The sequence below is a fragment of the Pristimantibacillus sp. PTI5 genome, assembly GCF_048572955.1.
In the GTDB taxonomy this organism is placed as follows: Bacteria; Bacillota; Bacilli; order Paenibacillales; family Paenibacillaceae; genus Pristimantibacillus.
Genome location: NZ_CP183886.1, coordinates 5,139,807 through 5,166,557 on the forward strand (window position 1 = coordinate 5,139,807; position 26,751 = coordinate 5,166,557).

A 26,751-nucleotide genomic window follows, 5' to 3' on the forward strand; every position below is an offset into this window, starting at 1 on the left:
TTTGCGAAGGGCAGGAATTCGTTGAATGACCCCATGCCGATTGGTTTGTCCCTGCTGCTTATTTTTTTGTTCGTCTTTATGAACGGTTTTTTTGTTGCAGCCGAGTTTGCAATGGTAAAGGTCAGAGGAAGCCGCATCGATACACTTGCCTCCGAAGGGCATTCCCGCGCAAGGCTGGCAGCGCATTTGACTGGAAATTTGGACGCTTATTTGTCAGCATGCCAGTTAGGCATAACGCTTGCCTCGCTTGGGCTTGGATGGATCGGAGAGCCGGCAATCGCAAGAGTGATCGAACCTTTTTTTGGATATATCGGCATACGCAGCGAGATGTTCATCCATACGTTGTCTTTTATACTCGCGTTTACCTTTATAACGGTGCTTCATATCGTGCTCGGGGAGCTGGCGCCAAAAACGGTAGCGATCCGCAAGGCGGAATCGGTTACGCTCTTAACCGCGACGCCGCTTATCTTCTTTTATAAGCTGATGTATCCTTTCATTTGGGTGTTGAACGGGATGGCCAATCAATTGCTTCGAAGGTTTGGGGTTGAGCCGGCGACCGAAAAGGATTCCGCGCACACGGAGGATGAAATTCGAATTTTGATGAAGGAGAGCCATAAGAACGGGCTAATCGATAATACCGAGCTAACACTCGTCGATAATATATTCGATTTTGCGGAAACGACTGCGCGTGAAATTATGATTCCCCGCACCGAGATGGTATGCCTGAATACCAGCCACTCGTTAGAGGAAAATAAAAAGCTCGCGCTGGAGCAAATGCTGACGCGTTATCCGGTATGCGAGAACGACAAGGATAACATTATCGGCTTTGTGCATATCAAGGATTTGCTGAAGGATACGCTGCATAGCCTGCAAGATATAAGGCAAATTACGAGGCCTATAACGACCGTGCCCGAATCCATGCAAATCAGCACGCTTCTAAAGCTGATGCAGAAACGGCGTTCGCAAATTGCGATCTTGATCGATGAATACGGGGGGACCTCCGGCTTGGTCACATTGGAAGATATTATGGAGGAAATCGTGGGCGAAATCCAAGACGAGTTTGACGAGGAACGGGAGCCGCTTGAACGCAGGGATGACGCTACCTTCTCCGTGAGCGGCTTGATGCTGATTGAGGAAGTGAACAGCTTCTTTGGCCTCGATATCGAGACGGATGATTACGATACGATCGGCGGCTGGATCTATTCGAAAATCGAAATCCCTCCGGTTAATAACCAACGGGTCAATTACGGCGGCACGTTCGAATTCATTATTGAAGAAACGGATCATCTTCGGATTTCACGCCTGCTTATTCGCAGGATCGATGGACACAAAACAGAACGGGAGGATCAGCATTTCGGGTGATGAAGGAGCATAGGGAAAAAGAAAAGGCTGCCAAGCACACTGTAGAATGTGCTGGCAGCCTTTTTTGTCGCTGATGCTTTTACGCTTGCGTGGCAAGCGCCGAGGCGGAATCGATTTTTTGTACCGTTTCGATCGTGCCGCCGCCAAGGCAAACCGCTCCGTCATAGAGAACCACAGCTTGTCCCGGAGTAATGGCCTTCTGCGGCTTGTCAAAAACGATATGCGCCGTCCCATCCTCAAAGGCCGTTACGGTTACGCCTTGATCGGGCTGGCGATAACGGAATTTGGCCGTGCAGCGGAAGGGCTCATTGCCGTGCTCGGCCGGAACGATCCAGTTCATTCCGCTGGCCGTTAAGCTCACGGAGTAGAGGCTTGGATGCTGCTCGCCCTGTACGACATACAAAATATTGCGCTCCAAATCCTTGTCGGCCACGAACCATGGCTCGCCTGAGCCCGAGCCGCCGATGCCGAGTCCTTGCCGTTGTCCGAGCGTATAATACATTAGACCGTCGTGTCGGCCTTTTTTCTCGCCGCTTTGAATGTCGATCATGTCGCCCGCTTGTGCCGGCAAATAACCGCTAAGGAAGGTCTTGAAGTTACGCTCGCCAATAAAGCAAACGCCGGTGCTGTCTTTCTTCTTAGCCGTATACAAACCGGCTTCCTCCGCAATGCGGCGCACCTCGGGCTTCGGAAGATGCCCGATCGGAAACATCGCTTTCGCAAGCTGCTTCTGGTTCAGAGCGCTGAGGAAATAGGTTTGGTCCTTATTGGAATCGACGCCGCGCAGCAGCCTCGTCACTCCGTCCTCCGTCCGCTCGACCTGAGCGTAGTGCCCAGTCGCCAGATAATCGGCGCCAAGCTCCATCGCCCGCTGCAGGAAGTCGCCGAATTTAATTTCGCGGTTGCACATTACATCAGGGTTAGGCGTGCGTCCGCGTTTGTATTCATCCAAGAAATAAGTGAATACCTTGTCAAAATATTGCCGTTCAAAATTAACGGTATAGTAGGGGATACCGATTTGCTCACATACGCGGCGAACGTCTTCCGAGTCCTCTTCCGCCGTGCAATGTCCGAATTCATCGGTATCATCCCAGTTTTTCATAAAAATGCCGACAACGTCATAGCCTTGCTGCTTGAGCAGCAGCGCCGTAACGGAGGAATCGACGCCGCCTGACATGCCGACGACAACTCTTGTCGAAGCTTTCGGTTTTTCCATTGTAAACACCACCTTGCTCGAATCAAACAACTATCATTGTATCATAGGAAGCAATATTTTTCATGAAGTAGTCAAGCTTTTTGCACACGGCGCTTGCGTGATATGTTAACATATAAGTGAAATGGGAATACAGAGAATTAACAGCATATCAGTCCGAATGATGAATGAACCACTATAAAAACAAATAAAAGAGGTGCCACTTTGAAAATATCGACGAAGGGCCGTTACGGCTTAACCATTATGATGGAGCTTGCGGCTAAATTTGGCGAAGGCCCGACTTCTCTCAAAAGCATTGCGGAGCGGAATCAGCTTTCCGAGCACTATTTGGAGCAATTAGTCGCACCGCTTCGAAATGCGGGACTCGTAAAAAGTATCCGAGGAGCTTACGGCGGTTATATTTTATCGAAGGATCCGGAAACCATCACATCCGGCGATATCATTCGCATTCTAGAAGGACCTATCTCGCCAGTTGACTTTACGGAAGAAGATGACCCGGCTAAACGTCAGCTATGGCTTAGAATTCGCGACAGCATTGCGGAGGTTCTCGATTCGACGACGCTTGCTGATCTTATCAATTTTGAAGATGAGGGCAAACCAGATAGCTACATGTTCTACATCTAAAGGAAGCTGACCTATGAAAATACATTATTTTGACCATGCCGCGACTACGCCCATGCATCAAGACGTCGCCAAAGCGATGCTTGAGGTGATGCAGGGACCAGGCGGCAATTCGTCGAGCATGCATGCTTTCGGAAGAGCTGCCAAGCAGCGGTTAAATCAATCCCGTGACTTGATTTCCGCTGCGGTCGGCTGCAAGCCGGCAGAGCTGTTGTTTACTTCAGGCGGAACCGAAAGCGATAACGCGGCATTGATCGGTGCTGCCAGAGCGCAGCGAAAACGCGGGAAAACGCATATCATTACTTCGGCTGGCGAGCATCATGCCGTTTTGCATACTTGTGAATGGCTCGCCAAAGAAGAAGGCTTCACGTTGACGGTGCTGCCTGTCGACAAGGATGGCTTTACGTCGCCAGAGCAGGTACGGGCGGCAATCACACCGGAAACGGGTCTCATTAGCATTATGCATGGGAATAACGAAGTAGGCACGATTCAGCCTATAGAAGAAATCGGTCGGATCGCTAAGGAAAACGGCGTGATTTTTCATGTGGATGCCGTTCAAACCTTAGGTTGGTTCGAATACCGGCTCAGCGAAATGCCGGTGGATTTAATGAGCTTCTCTTCGCACAAGATCAACGGTCCGCAGGGTGTCGGCGCGCTTTATATTGCTGCGGGCACTTCTCTGGAACCTCTCCAGCATGGCGGGTCCCAGGAAAGAAAGCGCCGTGCCGGTACTGAGAATATAGCAGGAATCGCGGGGTTTGCCGCCGCTGTTGACATTTGTGTGAACGAACGCAAAAAGAAGCAACCTTATATGGACGAGCTTCGTAAGATATGGATAGAATTGCTTCATGAGCATGTCATGGTACCCGTCGTTATTAACGGCAGCGAGCAGAAGCATTTGCCTCATATCGTTAATGTCAGCTTTATCGGCGTCGATACGGAAACGATGCTGATGAATTTAGACATGGAGGGTATAGCGGCTGCAAGCGGCTCGGCCTGCACCTCGGGCGCCCTTGAGAGATCTCATGTGCTGAGGGCGATGCAGCTGCCTGAAGAGCAAATTCTATCCGCTGTAAGATTTAGCTTCGGATTGGGGAATACTTTAGAGGAATTAGAAGATGCCGCACAAAAAGTTGGAACAATCGTGAGGCGTATTCGTAATAACTACTAGGAGGGCTCCGATTAAGCGTGATTAAACTTCAACGGCTTATTGGACTTCCCGTAATCGTCATCCATTCCGGAAAGTTAGTCGGAACCGTTAAGGATGCCTGGTTCGATGAGCATTGGCAGCTAAAAGGCCTAATACTCGATTGTGCCAAATGGTTTGCTTCAACTGTGAAAATAGTGGAGTGGTCCCACGTTCTGTCTTGCGGCGAGGACACCGTTATTATAGCAAATGAAGCAGCGGTCGTTCGGAAGAAGTCGAAGCAATTGCTGCGTTCCTTAGAGACAGGATTGATAAAATTAAAGGATTTGCCCGTCGTTACGGTGCAAGGCATTCAGCTTGGCCGTGTGTCGGATGTTTATTTTTACCCAAATGAGGGTACACAAATAGTAGGCTACGAGCTTACGGACGGTTTTGTTTCGGATCTGATGGAAGGGCGCAAATGGCTGAGAGCGCCTAGTGATCCGGAAAGCGTATTGCTCGGGGAAGACGCGATTATTGTTCCTGCTGTCTGTGAAGCGGAATTGGAGCCTGTCGCAGCTTCCAATTTCAGAGGATAGGGAGAAATTAAATATGATGAGATGTCCGAATTGCAATTCGAAAGATATCGGAAAGATCGGTTCACACCAGTTTTACTGCTGGGGCTGCTTCATTGAATTGACGGTTAACGGTGAGAAAATGTCCGTTTATCAGGTTGAAGAGGATGGCACGTTAAGCTCGCTTGACGACTTGTTCTTCGAAGAGGAAATAACGCAAGTTCACGTTAATTGACGTGCTTTGCTATAAAGTTCAAAGTCAAAGGACGGTCGCTGACCGTCTTTTTTTGCTGTTCACGGATGATTTTCACCGCTTGTACATATACTGAACTAGTTCCGCTTGTCTCGTCTAGGATAAGCCGGAAAAAGAAGGTTCGGGGGTGGGGACGGTGGATCGGTTTACGAAGAACCGTCTGTTCGTATGGCTTGTTTATTTTATATTAGGCTTGCTCGCCATTTATCTCTTGCTGTTGATAAAGCCGCTGATCGTAAGTATATACGTATTCGTTAAGGCTGTGCTTGCGCCATTTATTATCGCGATGATCATCTCCTATGTGTTAAATCCGATCGTCACCATGCTGCATGAGCGAAAGGTTCCGCGGACGATTGCCGTGCTTCTCATATATGCGGTATTTTGCGCAGCGATTGCCGTCCTGCTTGTGAACCTGATTCCAATGTTCATTGAACAGGTGCAGGAATTGAACCATCATGTGCCGGAGCTGTCCATACGGGCCCAAAATATTGTGACGGATATAAACAATACTTCGTTCTTGCCGGAAAGCATCCGCAGCGGATTAAATAAATCACTTGTGCATATGGAGAAAAAGCTGTCCGAAAGCTTGTTTGATTTTGTGAACAATATCGGATCGATGGTGAATGCCGTGTTCATCGCATTCATTATTCCTTTCCTTGCCTTCTACATATTAAAGGATTTTGATGTATTTGAGCGGACGGTTATTACGTACGTTCCAAAATCCCATCGCAAAAATACGGTGCGATTGCTCAAGGATATCGATACGGCGCTTGGCAGCTATATACGCGGTCAGTTTTTAGTATGTATCATCGTAGGCGTTCTCGCTTACTTCGGATATTTGCTTATCGGCATGCCGTATGCCCTTCTTCTGGCGGGGATCGTTGCCATTACCAATGTGATTCCTTATCTCGGGCCTTTCTTTGGAGCGGCGCCGGCGATACTGATGGCATCAACCGTTTCGTTGAAAATGGTCATTCTTGTGGCGGTGGTCAACACCCTTTGCCAAATCCTCGAAGGAAACGTCGTTTCTCCGCAGGTCGTAGGCCGGACGCTCCATATGCATCCTTTATCGATCATTTTTGCCTTATTGGTTGGAGGCGAGATTGCAGGGATTGTCGGCATGATTTTGGCAGTGCCTATTTTTGCGGCCTGCAAGGTGATCATCCAGCACATGTTTGCCTATTACGTGAGGAGAAAGATTATTTGACAGGCAGAGAGGGTGTAGCTATAATTTTAAAATAATCAAGTGTCAAATATAAGGTGATAAAGCGTTGACGAATTGAAGTAAGCCAATGCCCGTTAGCCAGAGAGAAAGCTTCTTCGCACAGGCTGTTAATCAGCATATTGCGTCGGTTGAGAGAGCTTTTATGACGAAGAGTGGCCGAAAGCTCTATTCGGAGTGTGAATGAACTTCACCGGTTGGACCCGTTAATGTCTAATGAAGGCGATTGCGCAGGCTGTTTGCAGCGAGCAATAACCAGGGTGGTACCGCGAATTTATTCGTCCCTGTCTATGACAGGGGCGTTTTTTGTGTTTTATTATGATAAGGGGGCTCCTACTAATGAAGGCTAGTGAAATCCGTGCAAAATGGCTGGCGTTTTTTGAAAGCAAAGGCCACAAAATTGAACCGAGCGCATCGCTCGTACCGCATAACGATCCGTCGCTTTTATGGATTAATGCAGGTATGGCGCCGCTTAAGGCTTATTTCGACGGGCGCATCGTTCCCGAAAATCCGCGGATTACGAATTCGCAAAAATGCATCCGCACCAACGATATCGAGAATGTGGGCAAAACGCGCCGCCATCACACGTTTTTTGAGATGCTGGGCAACTTCTCGATCGGCGACTACTTCAAAGAAGAAGCCATCACTTGGGCATGGGAGTTTCTGACCGAGCCGCAATGGATTGGCTTTGATCCGAATCGCTTATCCGTTACCGTCTATCCCGAGGACGAAGAGGCATTCGCTTTCTGGAATAAGAAAATCGGCCTGCCTGAAGAGCGCATCTATAAGCTGGAAGAGAACTTCTGGGATATCGGCGAGGGCCCTTGCGGACCTTGTACGGAAATTTTCTATGACCGCGGCGACAAGTATGGCGACCTTTCGGACCCGGAATGCTGGCCAGGCGGGGAAAATGAACGTTTTCTTGAGGTTTGGAACGTTGTATTTTCACAATTTAACCATAACAAAGACGGCAGCTACACGCCGCTTCCGATCAAAAATATTGATACGGGCGCAGGACTCGAGCGTTTTGCTTCGATCCTGCAGGACGTGGATTCGAACTTCGATACGGATTTGTTCCGGCCTATTATTGACCGCACCTGTGCAATCGCAAAGGTAACCTATAAAACAAACGAAGAACATGACGTTGCTCTTAAAGTTATTGCCGATCATATCCGTACGGTTGCTTTCGCAGTCGGCGACGGCGTTATGCCATCAAACGAAGGCCGAGGCTACATTATCCGCCGTTTGCTCCGCCGTGCTGTTCGTTACGGAAAGACCATCGGCATCGACCGTCCGTTCCTGCATGAGCTCACTGCGGTCGTTGGCGAGGTAATGGGCGTTTACTACCCAGAGGTCGTGGAAAAACGCGAGTTTATCGAGCGTGTCATCCGCACGGAGGAAGAACGTTTCCACGAAACCTTATCCGATGGACTAGCTATGCTGTCTGAACTTGTAGCGTCGGCGACGAAAGCCGGCAATAAAGAGATTAACGGCGATGACGCATTCCGCTTGTACGACACGTACGGCTTCCCATTTGATTTGACCGAAGACTTCGCGTCCGAGAATGGCATGACGGTCGACCGCGCCGGGTTCGATGCGGCGATGGAAGCGCAGCGCGAACGTGCCCGCGCAGCGCGTCAGGATACGGGAAGCATGAAGGTTCAAGGCGGCCCGCTTGGCGAATTTACGGTTAAAAGCGAGTTTGTTGGCTATAATGAACTGGTAACAGAATCCAAGATTATCGCAATCGTTCAAGACGATTTGCTGGTTGAGCAAGCGGCTGAAGGCAGTAAAGTCGTTGTGATACTGGACCGTACCCCTTTCTACGCGGAAAGCGGCGGTCAGATCGGCGATAAAGGAACGATAACAGGCGACGGCTTCACGCTTCAGATCGAAGACGTAACGAAAGCGCCGCACGGGCAAAGCGTGCATCATGCCGTTGTGGCGGCAGGAACCGCTCGCACCGGGGATACTGTAGTGGCATCTGTTGCAAGAGCTGTACGCGATGATGTGATTAAGAATCACACAGCTACGCATTTGCTTCACAAAGCGCTTAAAGAGGTGCTTGGCGACCATGTCAACCAAGCAGGATCTTTAGTAGAGGCTGAACGTCTTCGCTTCGACTTTTCACACTTTGGCAGCATTACAGCTGAGGAGCTCGTTGATATCGAACGCCGCGTAAATGAGCAAATTTGGCTCGGTACGGCTGTATCTATCGACATCAAGTCGTTGAACGAAGCGAAAGCAATGGGTGCTATGGCGTTGTTTGGCGAAAAATACGGCGATGAGGTTCGCGTAGTTCAGGTGGGCAGCTACAGCTTGGAGCTTTGCGGTGGCTGTCACGTTAGTAACACTTCGCAAATCGGTCTGTTCAAGCTATTAAGCGAGAGCGGAATCGGCTCTGGCGTACGGAGAATTGAAGCGGTAACAGGCAAGTATGCTTATAACTTCCTGGAGAGCCAGCTCGAGCTGCTCAAGCAATCGGCCAGCCTGCTGAAATCGAACACAAACGACGTGCCAAAGCGGATCGAAGCCTTGTTTGGACAAGTAAAGGAGCTCTCCCGCGACAATGAATCGCTGCAAGCGAAGCTAAGCCGCATAGAGGCGGGTTCTCTGGAGCAAAATGCTAAAACCGTTGACGGAATCACGGTGCTGTGCGCGAAAGTCAATGCGCCTTCCATGGATGCGCTCCGCGGTATTGTCGACGAGCTCAAGCTGAAGCTGGAATCGAGCGTGATCGTGCTGGGAGCTATCGCAGACGATAAGGTCAACTTGGCAGCGGCAGTTTCGGCTGACCTGATTAAAAAGGGTTTCCATGCCGGGAAGATCGTAAAAGAGGCAGCTGTGCACTGCGGCGGAAGCGGCGGCGGACGCCCGGATATGGCGCAAGCAGGCGGAAAAGATACATCCAAGCTGGATGAAGCTTTGAAACTTGCGGAAGAACTAGTTCTTAATCAAACAAATGTGATATGATATAAATGTATATCTCATTGAAAAGCGGTTTGGAAAGCGAGGTGCTGGCGATGAGTTCCATGGACAAAACAATGAAATTTAACGTGAAGGCGGAGGGGGTTGAATCTTCTCAAGACATTCTGCTATCGGTACACGAAGCGCTTCTCGAGAAAGAGTATAATCCGATTAACCAGATCGTTGGGTATTTGCTGTCCGGAGATCCCGCGTATATTCCGCGGCATAACAACGCCAGAAGTTTAATTCGCAAGAAAGAACGAGACGAATTAATTGAAGAGCTTGTCCGGTTTTACCTAAACCATAAGAAAGAATAACTATTGAGGCAGGAGCCGGACAAGACATGAGATTGATGGGATTGGATTATGGCGACCGCAACATTGGCGTTGCAGTCAGCGATGCTTTTCGTTGGACCGCACAAGGGACCGGGGTTATTGAACGCAGACGTGACGGAAGCGAATTTGACCGCATAGCCGATTTGGTTAAAGAGCATGAGGTTAGTGAAATCGTAGTCGGCCTGCCAAAAAATATGAACGGTACCATCGGTCCGCGAGGAGAAATTTGCATGGAATTCGCGGAACAGATTAAGCAGAAACTAAACATACCTGTTCACCTTTGGGATGAAAGGCTGACAACGGTAGCTGCCGAACGAACGCTCATTGAAGCGGACGTCAGCCGGAAGAAGCGAAAGCTCGTAATAGACAAAATGGCGGCAACGCTTATTTTGCAAAATTATCTCGATTCTAAAGCGAAAAGGTGAGGGTAAACATGACAAAAGAAGATCTGGAATTCGAAGAGCCGGAAATTATTTATATCCCGGATGAAGAAGGCAATGAAGAAGAATTCGAAGTCATCATGAAATTTGAGGTTGATGGTTCCGATCAGAAATATATGATGGTCGTTCCGCTTACTGGCGAAAATGACGAGGAAGATGAAGTATACGCTTTCCGTTATGAGGAAGAAGGCGACGATCTGAAGCTGTATACGATTGAAGATGAAGAAGAATGGAACATGGTCGAGGAGACATTTAATACGCTCCTTGGCGAGATGGAGGAAGAAAATTAATGTCTGGCACAGAGCATGAGGCTCCTAAGAAGCTGAACAGCCTAAGAACCGCTTTCGGCAATGAAATCGAGCTTGAAACGGATGACGGCAGCGTAGAGGTTTACGATATCAAAGCTGAATTTCAGCTTGGCGATCGTATTTATGCGGCTCTTCAATCGGATCCGATGCGCGGCGAGGAAGACGTTGAACTCTTCCGTGTCATTCAAGTTGGCGGGGAACCGCAGCTGGAAAACATCGAAGACGATGAAGAGTGGGAAGCGGCGTCGGAAGCTTACGATGATTTGTTGTTCGCGACTGACGAGCGCCCGTAACGGCTTCAAGCGTATATGTACTTAACGAAAGAGCGGTTAATAACCGCTCTTTTGTTCCATGTTATGGGGCAATTACTCCAAAGCTTATGGAAACAGCCGTTGATTTACCGATTATGATGCAGTATCAGCTGAGCCGCTAAGTTATGGTCTCAGCCATTTCGCCTGCGCATATCGGCAAAGAGACATATAAGGAAGCAGATAGAGGGGGTCTAAAATTGGACATGCCATCACAGGACCAGTATTCATCATCCGGTCCGAAACGCAGCCGCATTACATTATGGGTGATATTGAGCCTGCTGGGCATTATGATTATCGTTGCCGGCAGCGCAGCCTTTTACGTTTGGAACAGCTTGCGGCCAACCGCCGCAGGAGAAGTGCAAAAGCTTGACATACCTAAAGGAACTTCAGCGAATGAGGTTGCTGATTTACTGGAACAGCACGGCATCATCAAAAACTCATTTATTTTTAAGTATTACTTGAAGCTGAAGGATCAAGGCGGCCAATTCCAAGCGGGTATATACGAGCTTAGCCCGGGTATGGAAAATGACGCGATAATAGCGAAATTGAACGCCGGCGACACCGTTGCAGCCGAAACGATTCGTTTTACCATTCCTGAGGGCTTCACTGTCCTGCAAATAGCAGATAAGCTTGCTGCGGAGAAGCTGATCGACAGAGAGAAATTTATAGGACTAATTGCGTCGCAAAAAACATGGGGCGATGCGGAGGCCGTTCGCTCCATTCCAGATAGCGATAAACTGCATGTGCGTTTGGAAGGATATCTTTTCCCGGAAACCTATGAAATGAAACAGGAAAGCACGGAAGAAGACATCATCAAACGTATGGTATCGGAGCTTGACCGAAAACTTGCCGAGCTGCCCGAGGGATGGATGGACGTGCTGGAGGAGAGAAAAATCTCTTTCCATGACCTTATCACCATTGCATCGCTCGTTGAGAGGGAAGTCGTAGTCGATGAAGAGAGAGCGATGGTAGCAGGCGTCATTTACAACCGGATTGCCGATGGCATGAAGCTGCAAATCGATGCAACCGTGCAGTATTCGCTGGATAAACCAAAGGAACGGCTGTACGAGAAAGATCTGCTGGTCGACAGCCCTTATAATACGTATAAAGTCGAAGGTTTGCCGCCGGGACCCATCGCAAGCCCGAGCTTGAAATCGATTGAAGCTGCGTTGTATCCGGAAAAATCCGAGTTTTTCTTTTACGTGACCAAAAAGGACGGCAGCCAATCCCACTTATTCGCGAAAACCTATAAAGAACATTTAAGAAACATCGAGAAGAGTAACCAAACAGCTGGATAGGACGCAGCTAGATTGATTAGTGCGTTCGCTCGAAGCTTTTTAGGAGGAGCAAGCATGGCGTACAAGCCCGAACTGTTAGCTACCGCCGCATCGATAGAGGAGCTTGAGAGGCTCATTGCAGCAGGTGCGGATGCTTTTGTCATCGGCGAAGCACGCTACGGTACGCGTTTAGCAGGAGAATTTAGTAAAGAAATGATTGAAATGGCTGTGAAGATCGCCAAACCAAAAGGCGTGAAAATCTATGCGGCTCTTAACAACCTAATGGATAACGAAGCGGCGGAATCATTGAGCGAGTACGTTTCAGCGCTGGCCGAAGCGGGCGTAGATGCCTTTGTGTTTGGTGATCCTGCCGTCCTCATGGCTGCAAGAGTACATGCTCCCGGGAAGGCGCTGCACTGGAATGCGGAGATGACATCCACCAACTTTGAAACAGCGAATTATTGGGGCAGAAGAGGCGCAACGCGGTTTGTGCTCGCACGCGAGCTGAACATGGAGCAGGTCATAGATGCGATCAACGGCACCGGCCTTGAGGTTCAAGTGCAGGTGCATGGCATGACCAATATTTATCATTCCAAGCGTTCGCTGGTGGAGAGCTATTTAGAGCATCAATCTGAGCCTGACCGTCTGCCGCAAAAGAATAAAGACCGCGGCTTGTACGTTATGGAGGCGGAGCGGCAGGATGAGCGCTATCCTATTTACGAGGATGCTAACGGAACGCATATTATGAGCTCTGACGACATCTGCATGGTTGAGAATCTTCATGAGCTGTTGGAAGCAGGCATCGGAAGCCTGAAGATTGAAGGAATAATGAAATCAATCGAGTACAATGAAATCGTTGTTCGCTCTTATCGGGAGGCCATCGATTCTTATTTGGCAGATCCTTCGGACTATTCCTTCAATGAGGAGTGGCTGGAAGCCATTCAGCAGGTACAGGACCCGAATCGCGAGCTGAGCTACGGATTCTTTTATAAAGAGCAGGTATATTGATTTTTTATTAGTGTGAAGCGGGTTTTGGTCCGCAAGCATTTGGGAAAATGCTTACGAAGTGAGTTTTGCTTCGCAAAACTTTAGGATAATGCTTACGAAGTGAGTTTTGCTTCGCAAAACTTTAGGATAATGCTTACGAAGTGAGTTTTGCTTCGCAAAACTTTAGGAGGTGCACATCATTGACGACATTAGAGAAAACGACTCCGCGCTATCAAGGCAAACGTCACCGGCTCGATAAACCGGAGCTTCTCGCTCCGGCAGGAAATTTGGAGAAGCTTAAGTTCGCTGTCCATTACGGTGCAGACGCGGTTTATATAGGCGGTCAAAAATACGGCTTACGTTCGAACGCCGATAACTTTAGCTTTGAGGAAATGAAGGAAGGCGTTGAGTTTGCTGCTCGTTATGGGGCAAAGGTATTCGTCGCGACTAATATTTATGCGCATAACGAGGATGTAGACGGCCTCGAGGATTATTTGCGCGCTTTGGAGAACGCCGGAATAGCAGCAATCATCGCAGCTGATCCGATTATTATCGAAACCGCGCAGCGAGTAGCTCCAAAGCTGGAGGTGCATTTGAGCACGCAGCAATCCACGCTAAATTGGCAGGCTGTGCAATTTTGGAAGGACGAGGGTCTGCCTCGGGTCGTGCTGGCCCGAGAAACGAGCTTTAAAGACATTGCAGAAATAAAGAAGCATGTCGATATCGAAATTGAAGCTTTCATACATGGTGCGATGTGCTCTTCGTTCTCGGGGCGCTGCGTGCTGTCTAACCATTTCACCGACCGCGATTCAAACCGCGGCGGCTGCTGCCAATCATGCCGCTGGAAATATGATTTATTCGTTGACGACATGCCGATGTATACCGAAGAGGATGACAAATTTACGATGGGCTCCAAGGACTTGTGCATGATCGAATATTTGCCTGAGCTCATTGAGGTTGGCGTGGACAGCTTCAAAATCGAAGGAAGAATGAAGAGCATTCACTATGTCGCTACGGTCGTTAACGTATACCGTCAAGCGATCGATGCTTATTTTTCGGATCCGGAGCATTTCGAACTGAAGCAGGAATGGGTCGAGGAGATCAATAAAGCCGCGAACCGCCCGCTGAATACAGGATTTTTTCTGGATACGCCTGGGGCAGAGGATCATATTTATGAGCCGGAGGAAAAAGCGGCTCCTTATGATTTTGCAGGAATAGTCGTTGATTACGATGCAAAAACAGGGTTTGCCACGGTTCAGCAGCGCAATCATTTTAAAAAAGGCCAAGAAATCGAGTTCGTTGGTCCGGAAGGCATGTTCTTCAAGCAAACAATAACCGAAATAACGGACATCGATGGCGTAGAAATCGAAGCGGCAAGGCATCCTTTGCAGCATATCCGAATTCGAACGCTAAAGCCGGTTAAAACGATGGATATGATGAGAAAAAAAATCGGGAACAAGTGAAAATAAAAAAGTATGACAGGAGTCTTATTTTCCCAAAAAAATAAGGCTCTTTTTTTTGATTTCTTATAATGAATTGACAAGAATGTGTCGATATAAAATAATATATGGTAATACATATTTCGGCAAGATTCGCTAGAAGCATACGAACTAATTCAGACTTACAATTTTGAAGGCGGTGTCTTTCCCAATGGAAAACCAAGAAGAACAAAAAGCAAAGAAATCGAAGAAACAGAAGCAGGGGTCAGGAGAGAATGGCGCTAACAGCTCGAAATCAGAGCTAAGTATAAAAGCGCAATCAGGAATGAAGGCGTTTTCTAAGGCGGCGAAGGCGGCAACGGTATCCGTAAAAGCAACGAAGCTGTCTAATCCGTTAAAATCAGTAGGCACGAAATTATTTACAATCATTTTTTGCGGCATTATCGCGTGCGTATTGACAGTAGGTCTTTTGGCGTACTCGAAATCGAAGTCCATTATCGAAAACAAGGTTTCGGAAGCCAGTTTTGAAACGATTAAGCAAGTTGCGAATAACTTGGATGTTATTTACAAGACTTACGAGGATCTATCATTGCAAATCTTAATCGATAAGGATTTTCATGAAATCGTAAGGAAGATGCTGGACAGCGCGGACGATTACGGAAAGTTCGAAGCATCGCGTAATTTAAGCGAAAAAATGCAATCCTATGTGATGGGCAACAATACGATTGTTTCCTTGATGCTATTGCCGGTAAATCCGAAGCTGGAGGTAGTCTCTGCCGGTTCCGCTACGAGCAGCACAGCTGAAAGATTAATGAAGACGGCCTGGTTTATGGAAACCGTGGAAAAATCAGGTAAAACCAATTGGATTCCGCCTCAACCGGAAGGTCTAGCGAATTCGAACAGTGTGACGACGATCGGAATTAGCCGTCTCATTAAGGATACGACATCAAGCGAGTCATCCTATGTTTTGCTGATAGAAGTGTCGGTAGATTCCATCGCAGAGCGATACAAAGACGTTAATCTGGGCGATGGCAGCCAAATCGCAATTGTTGACGCGAACAGCAATTACATCACGAATGCAGATCCCGGGATGATCGGCAAAGCAGCTAATATTACTCTTCCTACTGAAGGTGAAAAGGCGCTGCAGGACTCGGTTAAAATGAAAACGAAAAATGAAGACGAAGTTCTTGCTGCCTACAAAACATTTACGGCGATGGACTGGAAGCTGGTAGGAACCGTTCCGGTGAAAGAGCTGGTAAAGGATGCCAAAGCCATTCAAAATATGACTTGGCTTACCGTGCTGCTTGCAGCGATCATTGCGGTTGCGATCGGAATGCTCGTGATCATGACTATTGCTCAGCCGCTGGTCAAGCTTCGGAATTTGATGAATGAAGGTGCAAGAGGCAACCTTACCGTTCGCTCTGTTATGAAAAAACGCCAAGACGAGATCGGCGAGTTGAGTGAAAGCTTTAACCTCATGATGACGCAGATTACAGCATTGGCTGTTCAAACGACGCGTTCTGCTGAGGAAGTTCTCAATACGGCAACCGAGCTCAGTGATGCTTCAAGAAAAACGGCCCTATCCGCCAAGGAAATCGCCGTTGCAACGGAAGAGATCGCCGGAGGGGCGACAAGCTTGGCCGTAGAAGCGGAAAAAGGCACCGATTTAACTAGCAACATTGATGCTCAAATGAGAAAAGTAATTGATGCTAACGAGCAAATGGTACGCTCTGCGCAAGAGGTAGAGAAAGCGAGTGAGCAAGGAACGACTTACATGGGAGTGCTTATTCAAAAAACCGGCATGACCGAAGAAATGACACGCTCCATGGTAGAGAAGGTTGACGCGCTCAAGGAAAGCACAGGCTCCATCGTTAAAATTTTGGACGTGCTGAACAATCTGACCAAACAAACGAATATTCTATCGCTTAATGCTACGATCGAAGCCGCTCGCGCTGGAGCGGCAGGTAAAGGCTTTATGGTCGTTGCGGACGAGATTCGCAAGCTTGCTGACCAGAGCCGCCAGTCCATCGACGTCGTTGGGCAAATTACCGAGAAGATTAGAGGCGAGATCGACGAAACGGTTCATGTTTTGTCAGACGCTTATCCGTTGTTCCAAGAACAAATCGGTTCCGTTAAGGAAGCAAATCAAATTTTCTTGACCGTATCGGGTCAAATGGGCCAGCTTGCGCAAAGGCTCGACCTCGTTACGGACGCGATCGGCCATCTGGACGAATCGCAGGCCGTATTAGCGGATGCGATGACCAACGTCAGCGCTGTAGCAGAGGAATCTTCCGCAACATCCGAGGAAGTTGCATCGCTAAGCTCCGAGCAGCTTAGCATCAGTGACGGCATGGTTCGCCTTTCGGAGAAGCTGGATACCGTATCGCGCGAGCTGAAGGATTCCCTTTCCAAATTTAAGATTGATTAAGGATCGGTTTTATCCATAGAATATCATAGGTAGAGAAGAAGGGCTTTTCAGCAAAAATTGCTGAAGGCTCTTTTTTGTTATTCATATCTAGGGTGACGTTTGAAGGGATGCGATGCAAGGAAATAATGATGATAACGGATTTATTTCACGCCAGGTGATGGGGCGAAAGCGTTATAAAGGAGTTTGGCATCATGGTGAAGCAAAGATTGAGACGCTTAACAGCGGCTGCTTGGTTGATTAGTCTTGTTATGTTCATCTATATCGGCCGATTAGCGTGGCTGCAATTGATGCCCGGGAGCGCTTCGGCAGCGGCGCTTAGTACCGAAACCAGCCGAGGCGGCTGGCAAAGGCTTTCGGTTCAGCAGCGTCAGCGTAATCTGGTGCTTGATACCGGACGAGGTGATTTCTACGATCGGAATGGAATAGCGATTACGGGAGAAACGTATTCAGCAGTCGCATTATTCCCTGTCCGCCGGGATGTCAGGGGACAAGAGCAGGATATATCTGTTCTTAGCGGCATATTAGGGGTATCTGTGGAGCAGCTTCAGCAAAAGTGGGATTCCGTGCGTGAGCCTGTATTTTGGATGGCTGATAATCAAATGCTCCCGATGCGGCTTACAGAAGCTCAAACGGTGAGGATAAAGAAGCTGCCTCTAAACGGCATACGCGTGCTTCCTTATCGGAATCGCTATTTGGCGGGCTTTGAGGCCAAGCATCTCATCGGCTTTACAAGCCAGCATCCGGAGTGGCTGCAGGCTGAACAAGCGGAGGATTTGACCCGCGGGAAAAGAAAGCTGGCCGACCAGGTTGGCGGCTCCGGTCTCGAGAAGTCGTTAGACAAGCTGATGCATGGGGTCGGGGTTACTTCAGTGTCTTATTTTATGGATGGACGCAATGCCCCGATGCATGGCCTTGATTTCCGAATAACGCAGCCTAACAACCGATATTATCCGCTCCAAGCGATGACAACGATCGATTTGCAGCTGCAAAATGAGATTGAGGACTACGTGGATGCCCATGGCATGAAGGAAGGGGCGGTTGTCGTGCTGGATGCCCGCAATGCGGACATTGTCGCGATGGTGTCGAGGCCTCAGCTGAAGCCAGGACAATTCCATAGCTCCGATGGTACGGAATGGTCCAATCACGCATTGAAAGCCGTAGCTCCGGGCTCGGTATTTAAGCTTGTAACAGAAGCTGCCGCATTGGAGGCTGGGGTAGTCGATCCGAACGAATCGTTTGATTGCAGCGGCGAATACGGGAAATACGGCTTATCATGCTGGAAAGAAGGAGGACACGGGCACTTGACGCTAAAAGAGGGCTTGGCGCAATCCTGTAATATTGTTTTTGCCACCATCGCGGAGCGGCTTACCGCAATAGAGCTGAAACGTACGGCAGATTCGCTAGGGATAGGCCGGCAGGCGGGCTGGCATCGCGATAAGGCATTTGGCCCGTTCGCAGAGCCGCTTCGCCTGCTTGAGGAAGAGGAACGCGGTCAACTGTTTGCGCCCATCTCGGTTCAGGCGACCAGTTCGCCTGAAGGGCTTGGCGGAGACGAGGGGCTAGGAGTCGATAAACAAAGGCTTCTGGAGGCTGGCGAAGAAGCAGCGATGCTTGCGGCCGTAGATGGCGGTACGCTCGCACAAAGCGGGCTTGGGCAGCGTGATGTACGGATGACGCCGCTCCAGGCGGCAAATCTAATTGTAACGCTGCTGAATGAGGGACGCGTAATGGAGCCGCGCCTGGTGAGTGAAATCCGCTATGCCAACGGCCAGCGGATGGTGAAGCTTCCCGCACAGCGTGCGCAAGCCATTCGCGGCCGGATTAAACCGGCCACGGCGCATGCGCTGCTGCGCGATATGGCAGCGGTCGTCGACCACGGAACGGGTCGGACGATCCGCCAAGGGCGGTGGGCGGTTGCCGGCAAATCGGGCACCGCCGAAACGACGCGGGCCGGAATCGACCGCAACCACCAGTGGTTTGCGGGCTACGGCCCGATCAAGAAGCCTCGCTACGCGATCGCCGTGCTCGTGGAAAACCAGCCGCCTGGAAGCTCGAACCAGGCGACCAAAATCTTTCGCGGCGTTATGGATATCGCCGCAGGCTTGGCTGAAGGAGCTGACCGTTAGTTGTCAGCTCCTTTTTTTCGCACAGTCAGCTCCGAAAAAGCTGTATCCTTTGTATAAGTGAATCTACAGGTTAGGCACAGACGGTTTAATGCCTGTAGAACTTCAAGCCAGACAATAACGGCCTTACTGTGTAGTTGGTTATTGAGAAACTGGTGCAAGTAGTGTAGTTAGTGCAAATGAAGCTTTTTCCAAAGGCTGTTGGTGTTAGAGTAAATGATGTAATAGTGTAGTAAGTGTTAGTGGAATGATGCCACAGTGCTGTCGCTGCTAGCGAAACCGATGCTACTGCTACAGTGCTATCGGTGCTATAGAAACTGATGCTGCTGGCACAGAGCTGTCGGGGCTAGCGAAACGGATGCTGCTGCCACAGAGCTGTCGGTGCTGGTGAAACTGATGCTGCTGCCACAGAGCTGTCGGGGCTAGTGAAACTGCTGCTACAGTATAGTTTGTGCAGTAGAATGAGCTCAAATTGCGTTTGTGATTGCATACGCTGCAGTTTGTGCAACAGAAATCAATCAATTGGATTCTCAAACTTAGCTTGTAGTGTATTCTATTGCATAAAGTGCATTGTATATTGAGCAGGGACGCTCATGTGAAGGATACATTGTACAAAGTACATTGTATCCTTAAGAGTTGTTTATATCGAAGGTGGTGTGTATATGTTGTATATATCGAAGTAATGCCTATTGAAACTGTTAGCGTGCCTTAGAACGGAAATATAAGTGGTCTAAGAACTGATAATTGTTAGCAACGTTAGTTGCCTAGGCACTGTTGGTGGTCTAGGAATTGTTGATCGTATTGTATACGAACTATTAGTGGTCCACGAACTATCCGTGATATAGGAGACGTTAGTGGCTTTGGAACGGAAATGTGAATTGACTTGGAACTGCTGATTGTTTAGAAACAGTTAATTGCATAGGAACTGCTGAGGTCTGTAAATAGTGGTCTAAGTACTAGTAGTGGTCTACGAACGGTCTAAGAACTGATGATTGTCTAAGAAAAATTGGTGGTCTAGGAACTAATGTTTAAGAACTATTGATGGCCTAGAAACTATAGGAGACCCTGGATCATTCGTGATCTCTAGCGAACGTTTGTTATAAACGCCCACCGTCTAACGACGATCGGGCACTTCTACATCTCCACACCTACATCTCGAAAAAATAATCCCTCTCTACCTTACAAATCCTCAGAGCGAAGCTTTGGTACCATTCGCTTTTTCCTCGCCGCTGCGCAACCTGATGAGCGGCGTTCTCCTTCCATGCTTGAATGGCATGTAATGAATCCCAGTAGGATACGGTAATGCCTAATCCGGCATCACGCGCGGACTCTATTCCCAAAAAACCGCTTTGTTGCGAAGCAAGCTCCGTCATTTTGTCCGCCATGTTTCCGTAACCGTTATCGCCTTCTGTTCGCTGCGAGGCGAAAATAACCGCATAGTAAGGCGGGGCAGGCGTTTTTGCTATTCCGTTCATAGGTCATTCCTCCGATAGGGTTAGTTGATAATGCATGGAAATAAAAAATGAAGCCAAGCCGCCAGCGGCATCGCAATCGCTCTGGCAAGGCTTGACTTCAAAGTTATCAAAGCAGATTAGTCTTTTTTTGTATGACCTTCGGGTTTTATTATCGTTTCTTTGTTGGGCGCGGTTGGCGCCGCATCGTATTCTCCGGCCGGGGTACGAATCCAGCGGTGGAAATAACCTTGATCGTACAAAGATTTTATTAAAATCATAAGGATCGGGGCAAGGATAACGCCGGCTACGCCAAACAAGGACAGTGATACAATCATGAATGCGGTCATGGTAAAGGCGGATACGCCAAGGGAATCGCCGGTAATTTTAGGCTCGAGTATTTGACGAGTTAGCACGACGACCAGAAAAAGAGCCGAAAGCCAAATCGCCAGCGATATTTTGCCTACGATAATTAAGTAAATAATCCAGGGGATAAAAATGGTACCTACTCCGAGCAGCGGCAAGATATCGAATATAGCGGATACGACCGCGATGACGAACGCATTGTCCACGCCGAGCAGCAGGAGAGCGATCAAGATCACGATAAATGTAATGCCGATCATTTTTGCCTGCGCTTTTAAGTAGAGAGCGATACCCTTGAGCACGTTATCGCGAAGGAAAAAAAATGCGGCCTTAAACGTATTTGGTGTTTTATTCTCTGCTGTCTGCTTCCATGTCGTAATTTCTATGCTTAAGAAATAAGCTAATATAATCCCGATCACGAAGTTAAAGATAAAGGTCGAGAAGGAAGAGACATAGCTGATCATATTGAGCATCACGGTTTTACCGAAATTGGCAAGCGTAGCAGAAGCGCCTTCAATTAAATCCTTGGAGCGCTGGACAAGATCCAAGTCAGCCGGAGCCGAGCTGAACCTCTTTTGGATCTCCTCGGTAATATTTGCGATTTGGGCAGCGAGTATTTTTTGGTATTTTGGAAAATTCTCGACTAATTCCGTGCCTTGTTTCGTAACCAGGTAGGCTGCCCCGGAGAAAGCGGCAAGGATAATCAACGTAAAGAGGAGGACCGAGATCCCTGATGCGATCGATTTTTTCATACCCAGCCTGTTCAGGCGTTTGGCCAGCGGTTCAATACATAAGAAGATGACAAAAGAAAAAAATATGGGCGTTGCGATTCGGTACAAATAACTGAATGAATACATAATTAAATAGACAGTGAGAGCAATGAGGGCGATGTCAAAAGCGGTTCGCCAGTACTTTTTGTAAAAGGGCAGCATACGGGTACTCCTTCTTTTTCTATAATCATATTTCCATAAAGATTGTACTATAGTTTTTAAAAAAGCGCCTATTTTTTATCGCGTTATGCTACAATTAAAGCTACTGTTGTTGTTTTGTACCGCTATTCATTCGTCGACTAAATCATATAACGGTGGGGAAAACAAAATGGAAAATTTGCTGTTATGGGGATTATACGTTGCTTCCTTCTATGCGTTTCTTCCAGGACTAATTAGCCGCACATTTGGCTTTCGTGTTTTTAAGAAGGGCCGTGTAGAAAAAGAGATATCATTAACGTTTGATGACGGGCCAGATGAGATTTATACATCCGAGCTGCTTGATTTGCTTGCCCGCTACAATGCGAAGGCGACGTTTTTTGTCGTGGGCTCGCATGCCGAGGGACAAGAAAAGCTGCTGCGGCGCATGAAGGATGAAGGCCACAATATCGGCGTTCATAATTATGTCCATAAATCAAATTGGCTTATGCGGCCCCGAACGGTCAAGCGCCAAATTGAGCGAACCCTTGATATTATAGAGAACGCAACAGGGTCGCGTTCGGCTTATTATCGTCCGCCATGGGGAATCGTAAACGTATTTGATTACGCGAAGCTGGGGCATTTGCAAATTATTTTATGGTCGGCCATGTTCGGAGATTGGCGTATTCGGCTAGGTTCGGAGCGGCTGAAGAAGCGGATGCTGAAGAAGCTTAAACCGGGCGAAGTATTGCTGCTGCATGATTGCGGCATGACGTTCGGAGCAGATAAGGATGCGCCGAGGAATATGCTGTTTGCTTTGGAGGCTTATTTGGAGGAAGGCGTCAAGCAGGGCTACCGGTTTGTCGGCATTGAGGAAATGATGAAGCTGACGGAAGCTGCGAAGTCGATGCATGTTTCCATTTGGAAAAAAGCGATAATTTCGCTGTGGCTCTTATGGGAGAAGCTGTTCCATGTCGTCTTCCGTTTAAAAACGGTTGGCAATGCAGAGGATGCCGCATTCCACTACCGGGTAATCCGGTATACGGGCGAAGACGTCGAATTTGCCGAAGGCGGCCGCGTGGTCAGGGGCGACCGAGTCGCAGAACTGCATTTTGACAACAAAAAATTGTCATCCATTGCCGCGACCTCCAAGTCTCCGGTTGCGACTGGCATTCGCATGCTTCGAGAGGTTGAGCAGGCGCTTCCGCTGCTTGCTAATCAGCTTGCTGCCGACTCCGAGGCTAACGACATCAAAGCCGTGTACGGCGTTACCATGATTCACCGCGGAGCAGATCGCTTAGGTTTTGAAATTTTTCAGCTGCCTGAGGGTTTATTCGCAAAATCGACCCGCATCTACCTGCGTATGCTGATCAAGGTGCTGACCAACACGCAGAAGACGGGAAAAGACAAAAAGAAAAGAGACATGATTTCGCCGCGCATGCTGCTAATGCCCGTTGCAACCATTAGGCGTTATGCAACGACGCAGCTGAACATGATGCAGGATATAACCGATGCGGTAGAACGAACATTAAGCGCGGCAGCCGACGAAGCTGCGCAACTGGGTACGAAAACAACAGCAATATAACGTGGATGAGGGATAAGTTCCCGCAATAAAACAGCTGCTCAGGATTCCTTGACAGCTGTTTTTTAGTATGCGCTTGTATGCTTAAGATTATTTAGAAATTCAGTATCGTTGATTATCTATCTGGAATAGGTTTTACTTTCGCGATATAAAAGATATGATTGTGACAGTATGTTTTCGAGGAGGGGAACCCTTAATGGGGGAGTCGGCATCAGATGAGCTGCTCATCCAGAAAATTGCGGAGCGCGATTCGGCTGCATTAGAGCAGCTCTATGACCGCTATGAGCGTCAGGTGTATTCCTTTGTATTTCGGATCGTGAAGGACACGATGGCGGCCGAAGAGGTCGTACAGGAATTGTTCATACGGGTATGGAATTCAGCGGGACGTCTGCGGACGGACGAATCGGCAGGGAAGATCAGCAGCTGGATGTTTACGATAGCGCGCAATTTATCCGTGGATTGGCTCAGAAAGCAAGGACGAAAACCCTTGGAGGCCCGTGAAGAAGGCGCGCTTGAAAGAGAAGCAGCGCCTCAAACAACGGAACAAGAGGTTGAACAGAAACTGCTAGGCGAGCAAATGAAAGAAGCGCTCGGAGAGCTGAACGAGGACCAGAAGCAGGTCGTTGAACTTATTTATTTTATGGGCTATACGCAGCAGGAAGTCAGCCAAAACCACGATATACCGCTTGGGACGGTAAAGAGCAGGGTCAGGCTGGCGCTGAACCAGCTGCGAAAGAAATTTGAATCAGGAATGAAGGAGGGGGTGAGGCCGTGAATAATCAGCATAATATCAGCTGTGAAGATGTAGAAATGTATTTGCTTGGCGGATTGGATGAAGAGGACAAGCTTGCATTTGAAGCACATTTGTTAGGCTGCAAAGAGTGCCAGCTGAGGCTGGAGGAGCTTTCCGAGGTTTTAGGCATCATGCCGTTAACCGTCCAGCCGGTACAACCCCCTTCAGGAATGAAGGCGCGAATACTTGCGGCGGTTGCTGAGGCAGATCGAGCAAGTGCAGAGGAATCGAAGACGGGTGCTGAAGCATTGACGCAGGTTCAAACAGTCCCGCTAAAACCTGTTGTTGAAATCGTTTCGGCGCAAAAGACGGATAAAAATAAAGCGAAAAGCTGGACGACGCCGACGTTAGCCGCAGCGGCAGCGGCACTGTTGATCATATCAGCTGCTTTATATCAGCAGGTTAATCAATTAAACGGCGAGTCTAATAAGCTCGCGGTTCAGGTTCAGGAACTGCAGCGTCAGCTGGAGGCTGCCGAACAGCCGCCTACCGGCATTCAGGTCAACAGCGTGGTTGCTTTGACGCCGGCCATTCCGGATATCGTTGCCCAAGGACTTGCGACAATCGTCATTGATACCAAAGGCATGCATTTAATCGTGCAAGCGGAAAATTTGCCGAAGCTTACGAATGATGAAGCATTCCAGGTATGGCTGTTGAAGGAAGGCAAACCCGTGAATGCAGGTACATTTCTTACGAATGACGGTACGGGGGCGCTTTATTACACCTTCGCTCCGGATCAATATGATCAAATTGCTATTACGCATGAGCCGGATGCCAAAGGTCTTCAGCCTCGCGGAGAGATCGTGCTTGCAGGGAAGCTGGTTAGCGGCTAACAAGGAAGCATTGCAAATAACGAAAAAAAAGGAATGCAGGCTGTTTCCAGCCTGCATTCCTTTTTAATTATAAAACTACATTTTCATTACGCCGCCCGTGCTGGCGGAAGTAACAAGATGAGCATAACGGGCCAAGTAGCCGCGTTTGATTTTGAGTTCGAAGCCTTTCCATTCGGAACGGCGTTTTTCGAATTCTTCATCGCTGATCAGTAGATCCATCGTACGGTTGTTCATGTCGATCTCGATGATATCGCCGTCTTGAACAAATGCGATTGGACCGCCTTCGGCTGCTTCCGGTGAAGCATGGCCGATGCTGATGCCGCGGGAAGCGCCAGAGAAACGTCCGTCAGTGATAAGGGCTACCTTAGCGCCAAGTCCCATCCCAACGATTTGGGAGGTTGGAGCCAACATTTCCGGCATGCCTGGGCCGCCGCGCGGTCCTTCATAACGGATAACAACGACATGGCCTTCTTTAATTTTGCCGTTAGCGATGCCGTGAAGCGCATCATCCTGGGAATCGAAGCAGATCGCAGGACCTTTGTGGTAACCGCCAACCGACTTGTCCACCGCGCCTGTTTTGATAATTGCGCCGTTAGGAGCCAGGTTACCGAACAATACGGCTAGGCCGCCGCGTTCGGTATGCGGGTTATCAATGGTGCGGATAATATCCGTATCTTGAATTTCGCAGCCCAATACATTTTCGCGAAGAGTTTTGCCTGTAACGGTAATGCAGTCGCCATTCAAAGCGCCTTCCTTCTTGAACAGCTCGTTTAGAACCGCGCTTACGCCGCCTGCATTGTGAACGTCTTCGATGTGATAATCGGATGCAGGAGCGATTTTCGCGAGATGCGGAACGCGCTCAGCCACTTCGTTGATACGTTCAATCGGGTACTCGATACCTGCTTCGTGCGCGATAGCAAGCGTATGAAGAACCGTATTTGTGGAGCCGCCCATTGCCATATCAAGCGCGAATGCATTGTCGATAGTATCTTTTGTAACGATATCACGCGGTTTAATGCCAAGCTCAATGATCTTCATAAGCTGGCGAGCCGCGTCTTTAACGAATTCTTTGCGTTCCGGAGAAACGGCAAGAATCGTACCGTTGCCTGGCATAGCAAGTCCCATGCCTTCTGCCAAGCAGTTCATCGAGTTAGCTGTGAACATGCCGGAACATGAACCGCAAGTCGGACAGCCGAATTGTTCAAGCTCCATTAGCTGATCGTCATTAATTTTACCGGCTTGGTGAGCGCCTACGCCTTCAAATACGCTGGAAAGCGAGATCGAACGGCCATCGGAAGTTTTACCCGCTTTCATGGGTCCGCCGCTGACAAGCATCGTCGGGATGTTGACGCGAAGAGCGCCCATGATCATACCAGGTGTAATTTTGTCGCAGTTTGGAATGCAGACCATGCCGTCAAACCAGTGGGCATTAACTACCGTTTCGATCGAATCGGCAATAATCTCACGGCTGGCAAGGGAATAACGCATGCCGATGTGTCCCATCGCGATACCGTCATCTACGCCGATGGTGTTGAATTCAAAAGGAACGCCGCCAGCTTCGCGAATAGCTTCCTTTACAAGCTTGCCGAACTCCTGCAAATGAACATGACCAGGAATAATATCAATATACGAGTTGCAAACCGCGATAAACGGTTTGTCGAAATCTTCCTCTTTTACGCCTGCGGCACGCAGCAAGCTGCGATGCGGTGCGCGGTCGAAACCTTTTTTGATCATGTCTGAACGCATTCTTTTGGCCGCCATGTAAGTGCCCCCTATGTGCATAATAAAATATAATACTCTCAATTTTATCACAACGGACAAGCGTTGGCTATAACGT

At 48.7% G+C, this 26,751-nt stretch carries 23 protein-coding genes; 19 read left to right on the plus strand and 4 right to left on the minus strand.

Annotated features, from left to right (window positions below):
• Positions 1-21 precede the first annotated feature (21 nt).
• On the plus strand, positions 22-1,362 hold the full coding sequence (locus ACN6MW_RS22995) for a hemolysin family protein (RefSeq protein WP_419872219.1): 1,341 nt from the start codon (positions 22-24) through the stop codon (positions 1,360-1,362).
• A 79-nt stretch (positions 1,363-1,441) separates the two neighbouring features.
• Here the strand turns inward: ACN6MW_RS22995 and mnmA are convergent, their stop codons facing one another.
• Positions 1,442-2,578 carry a tRNA 2-thiouridine(34) synthase MnmA gene (gene mnmA, locus ACN6MW_RS23000; RefSeq protein WP_419872220.1) on the minus strand — a complete coding sequence of 379 codons (1,137 nt, stop codon included), beginning with the start codon at positions 2,576-2,578 and terminating at the stop codon, positions 1,442-1,444.
• A gap of 201 nt (positions 2,579-2,779) precedes the next feature.
• Here mnmA and cymR point away from each other — a divergent pair, with 201 nt between their 5' ends.
• From cymR to ACN6MW_RS23075, 15 genes are all read left to right on the plus strand, one after another.
• A complete protein-coding gene (gene cymR / locus ACN6MW_RS23005; protein ID WP_053374835.1) occupies positions 2,780-3,199 on the plus strand; it encodes a cysteine metabolism transcriptional regulator CymR in 420 nt (139 codons plus the stop codon).
• Between the two features lie 13 nt (positions 3,200-3,212).
• Complete coding sequence (locus ACN6MW_RS23010) at positions 3,213-4,367, plus strand: cysteine desulfurase family protein (protein ID WP_419872221.1); 1,155 nt, start codon at positions 3,213-3,215, stop codon at positions 4,365-4,367.
• 17 nt (positions 4,368-4,384) lie between these two features.
• Complete coding sequence (locus ACN6MW_RS23015; RefSeq protein ID WP_419872222.1) at positions 4,385-4,921, plus strand: PRC-barrel domain-containing protein; 537 nt, start codon at positions 4,385-4,387, stop codon at positions 4,919-4,921.
• 13 nt (positions 4,922-4,934) lie between these two features.
• Complete coding sequence (locus ACN6MW_RS23020) at positions 4,935-5,132, plus strand: hypothetical protein (RefSeq protein ID WP_139990934.1); 198 nt, start codon at positions 4,935-4,937, stop codon at positions 5,130-5,132.
• Positions 5,133-5,286: 154 nt separating this feature from the next.
• The gene (locus ACN6MW_RS23025) at positions 5,287-6,357 is read left to right on the plus strand and encodes an AI-2E family transporter (RefSeq protein WP_364143132.1); all 1,071 of its coding nucleotides are present in this window, start codon (positions 5,287-5,289) and stop codon (positions 6,355-6,357) included.
• A 354-nt stretch (positions 6,358-6,711) separates the two neighbouring features.
• Positions 6,712-9,345, plus strand: a complete 2,634-nt coding sequence (alaS, locus tag ACN6MW_RS23030) for an alanine--tRNA ligase (RefSeq protein WP_419872223.1) — start codon at positions 6,712-6,714, stop codon at positions 9,343-9,345.
• A 50-nt stretch (positions 9,346-9,395) separates the two neighbouring features.
• Complete coding sequence (locus ACN6MW_RS23035; protein WP_419876422.1) at positions 9,396-9,656, plus strand: IreB family regulatory phosphoprotein; 261 nt, start codon at positions 9,396-9,398, stop codon at positions 9,654-9,656.
• Positions 9,657-9,682: 26 nt separating this feature from the next.
• Complete coding sequence (gene ruvX, locus ACN6MW_RS23040) at positions 9,683-10,099, plus strand: Holliday junction resolvase RuvX (protein ID WP_139990931.1); 417 nt, start codon at positions 9,683-9,685, stop codon at positions 10,097-10,099.
• A gap of 8 nt (positions 10,100-10,107) precedes the next feature.
• Entirely contained in the window at positions 10,108-10,404 is a 297-nt protein-coding gene (locus ACN6MW_RS23045; protein WP_308999924.1) for a DUF1292 domain-containing protein, read from the plus strand.
• The gene (locus ACN6MW_RS23050; RefSeq protein ID WP_419872224.1) at positions 10,404-10,715 is read left to right on the plus strand and encodes a DUF1292 domain-containing protein; all 312 of its coding nucleotides are present in this window, start codon (positions 10,404-10,406) and stop codon (positions 10,713-10,715) included. The genes ACN6MW_RS23045 and ACN6MW_RS23050 overlap by 1 nt, the downstream gene beginning before the upstream one ends.
• A gap of 221 nt (positions 10,716-10,936) precedes the next feature.
• Complete coding sequence (gene mltG / locus ACN6MW_RS23055) at positions 10,937-12,031, plus strand: endolytic transglycosylase MltG (RefSeq protein WP_419876423.1); 1,095 nt, start codon at positions 10,937-10,939, stop codon at positions 12,029-12,031.
• A 54-nt stretch (positions 12,032-12,085) separates the two neighbouring features.
• Positions 12,086-13,018 (plus strand): peptidase U32 family protein, encoded by a 933-nt coding sequence (locus tag ACN6MW_RS23060; protein WP_419872225.1) that lies wholly within the window; start codon positions 12,086-12,088, stop codon positions 13,016-13,018.
• Between the two features lie 179 nt (positions 13,019-13,197).
• Positions 13,198-14,460 carry a peptidase U32 family protein gene (locus ACN6MW_RS23065; RefSeq protein ID WP_419872226.1) on the plus strand — a complete coding sequence of 421 codons (1,263 nt, stop codon included), beginning with the start codon at positions 13,198-13,200 and terminating at the stop codon, positions 14,458-14,460.
• A gap of 187 nt (positions 14,461-14,647) precedes the next feature.
• Complete coding sequence (locus ACN6MW_RS23070) at positions 14,648-16,864, plus strand: methyl-accepting chemotaxis protein (RefSeq protein WP_419872227.1); 2,217 nt, start codon at positions 14,648-14,650, stop codon at positions 16,862-16,864.
• A 191-nt stretch (positions 16,865-17,055) separates the two neighbouring features.
• Positions 17,056-18,990 carry a peptidoglycan D,D-transpeptidase FtsI family protein gene (locus tag ACN6MW_RS23075; protein ID WP_419872228.1) on the plus strand — a complete coding sequence of 645 codons (1,935 nt, stop codon included), beginning with the start codon at positions 17,056-17,058 and terminating at the stop codon, positions 18,988-18,990.
• A gap of 1,145 nt (positions 18,991-20,135) precedes the next feature.
• Here ACN6MW_RS23075 and ACN6MW_RS23080 read toward each other — a convergent pair.
• Positions 20,136-20,462, minus strand: a complete 327-nt coding sequence (locus tag ACN6MW_RS23080) for an antibiotic biosynthesis monooxygenase family protein (protein ID WP_419872229.1) — start codon at positions 20,460-20,462, stop codon at positions 20,136-20,138.
• A 116-nt stretch (positions 20,463-20,578) separates the two neighbouring features.
• A complete protein-coding gene (gene ytvI / locus ACN6MW_RS23085; protein ID WP_419872230.1) occupies positions 20,579-21,733 on the minus strand; it encodes a sporulation integral membrane protein YtvI in 1,155 nt (384 codons plus the stop codon).
• A 166-nt stretch (positions 21,734-21,899) separates the two neighbouring features.
• Between ytvI and ACN6MW_RS23090 the strand changes: the two genes are divergently transcribed.
• The 3 genes from ACN6MW_RS23090 (at position 21,900) to ACN6MW_RS23100 (ending at position 24,914) form a co-directional block, all read left to right on the plus strand.
• Positions 21,900-23,291 carry a polysaccharide deacetylase family protein gene (locus ACN6MW_RS23090; RefSeq protein WP_419872231.1) on the plus strand — a complete coding sequence of 464 codons (1,392 nt, stop codon included), beginning with the start codon at positions 21,900-21,902 and terminating at the stop codon, positions 23,289-23,291.
• A 193-nt stretch (positions 23,292-23,484) separates the two neighbouring features.
• Positions 23,485-24,063: an RNA polymerase sigma factor gene (locus tag ACN6MW_RS23095; RefSeq protein ID WP_419872232.1), complete on the plus strand. Its 579-nt coding sequence runs from the start codon at positions 23,485-23,487 to the stop codon at positions 24,061-24,063.
• Positions 24,060-24,914 carry an anti-sigma factor domain-containing protein gene (locus ACN6MW_RS23100; RefSeq protein WP_419872233.1) on the plus strand — a complete coding sequence of 285 codons (855 nt, stop codon included), beginning with the start codon at positions 24,060-24,062 and terminating at the stop codon, positions 24,912-24,914. The genes ACN6MW_RS23095 and ACN6MW_RS23100 overlap by 4 nt, the downstream gene beginning before the upstream one ends.
• 75 nt (positions 24,915-24,989) lie before the next feature.
• Here the strand turns inward: ACN6MW_RS23100 and ilvD are convergent, their stop codons facing one another.
• Complete coding sequence (gene ilvD, locus ACN6MW_RS23105; protein ID WP_419872234.1) at positions 24,990-26,675, minus strand: dihydroxy-acid dehydratase; 1,686 nt, start codon at positions 26,673-26,675, stop codon at positions 24,990-24,992.
• Positions 26,676-26,751 lie beyond the last annotated feature (76 nt).